This is a genomic window from Phenylobacterium sp. (genome assembly GCF_030693805.1).
Classification (GTDB): Bacteria; Pseudomonadota; Alphaproteobacteria; order Caulobacterales; family Caulobacteraceae; genus Phenylobacterium.
Window position 1 is genome coordinate 1 of sequence record NZ_JAUXZW010000021.1, and the last position, 1,499, is coordinate 1,499.

The 1,499-nt window shown below is 46.3% G+C and carries 3 protein-coding genes; all 3 read left to right on the top strand.

What is annotated here, in order from left to right:
* A partial coding sequence (locus Q8M88_RS01115) for a hypothetical protein (RefSeq protein WP_305594227.1) occupies window positions 1–255 on the top strand: 255 nt, incomplete at its 5' end.
* Between the two features lie 93 nt (window positions 256–348).
* A complete protein-coding gene (locus Q8M88_RS17650; RefSeq protein ID WP_371132606.1) occupies window positions 349–540 on the top strand; it encodes a DUF2892 domain-containing protein in 192 nt (63 codons plus the stop codon).
* Between the two features lie 18 nt (window positions 541–558).
* Window positions 559–1,499 (top strand): cation:proton antiporter (locus Q8M88_RS01120; RefSeq protein ID WP_305594229.1); only part of this gene is annotated, 941 nt, incomplete at its 3' end.

The following is a 1,499-nucleotide window of genomic DNA, read 5'->3' on the forward strand; positions in this document are numbered from 1 at the left end:
AATATTATATATTCTTTTTTATCCTTCTCCGCCTCAGGCGGATTCGTGCCCTTCGTGGTAAAAAATGTACTTTATACGAAGCCGTCAATTATGGCTGAAGAAAATAAACATAAATATACCTGCCTCGATTACAGGCAGGAGATGACTCTTCTTTCTCTCAGAATGCGTCTTTGCGGCAATTCCGTTTCAGATGAAGAAAAACAGGATATCTTAAAAGAAATACGATATATTGAAGCGGCAATGCAGATGGATTAGACGTTCGGAAAATCATCTTAATCAAAAAAGGTCTTTCTTTACAGCGTCAGACTATAAACTTATAAGATACGGGGGTATAGGATGAAAAAGAATATGGGTACGATTGACCGGATAATAAGACTGGCGGTGGCTGCGGTTATAATAGTTCTTTATCTTACCGGAACAGTTCCGGGAGTGGCCGGTATTATTTCGATCGTGATAGCCATTATCTTCACAGTGACCAGCTTAATAGGATTCTGCCCGCTGTACACACTCCTTAAAATTTCAACCTGCAAAGTGAAATAGCACACAGCCGTCCGATTTATGGGAATCGCATCCGACATTGCCATTATTATTGTTGCAGCCCTGCTTGGAGGGTTGATCGCCCAGCGTCTGAAGCAACCGCTTATTCTGGGTTATATTCTGGCGGGTGTAATGGTCGGTCCGCATACCGGCGGCATAACCGTTACGGAAATCCACAATATTGAACTGCTGGCTGAGATCGGGGTGGCTCTCCTGCTTTTTGCCCTGGGCCTTGAATTTTCATTCAAGGATCTGAAGCCTGTACGAAATATCGCTCTTATCGGCACCCCCGTACAAATGCTCCTGACTGTCGCTTATGGGTTTGCGATCGGGCAATTGCTCGGGTTTGGGAAGACTGAGTCGATCTGGATCGGGGCGTTGATTTCCATTTCCAGTACGATGGTCATCTTAAAGACCATGATGAATCGAGGTCTGCTCGGAACTCTTTCCAGCCGGGTCATGATCGGCATGCTGATCGTTCAGGATCTGGCCGTAATTCCGCTCATGATTATTCTGCCCCAGTTAAGCAACCCGGAAGCGGGATTGCCTCTTTTGGGCTGGGCGGCATTTAAAGCGGCCTGTTTCCTTGCCGCGATGATTTTCATGGGGATACGAATTATTCCCCGAATGATGGCCTATATCGCCGATTGGAACTCGCGGGAGCTTTTTTTATTGACGGTAACCGCTGCAGGCCTTGGAGTCGGTTATGCCACATACCTGTTTGGTCTTTCGTTTGCCTTCGGGGCTTTTGTGGCAGGCATGATTTTAAGCGAATCCGACTACAATCATCAGGCATTAAGCGATATTATCCCTCTGCGGGACATCTTCGGCCTGCTTTTTTTTGTCTCGATCGGAATGCTTCTGGATCCTGTTTTTCTGTTTTCCAACCTGAAAACAGTCCTCTTTATGACGCTGCTTGTTGTCGCCGGTAAGAGCTTGATTTTCGGAACGCTGGTTCCTTT

What these genes read in the sequence shown, in the direction of transcription:
- Q8M88_RS17650 (WP_371132606.1), top strand. Translation starts at nt 349, where the DNA reads ATGGGTACGATTGACCGGATAATAAGACTGGCGGTGGCTGCGGTTATA.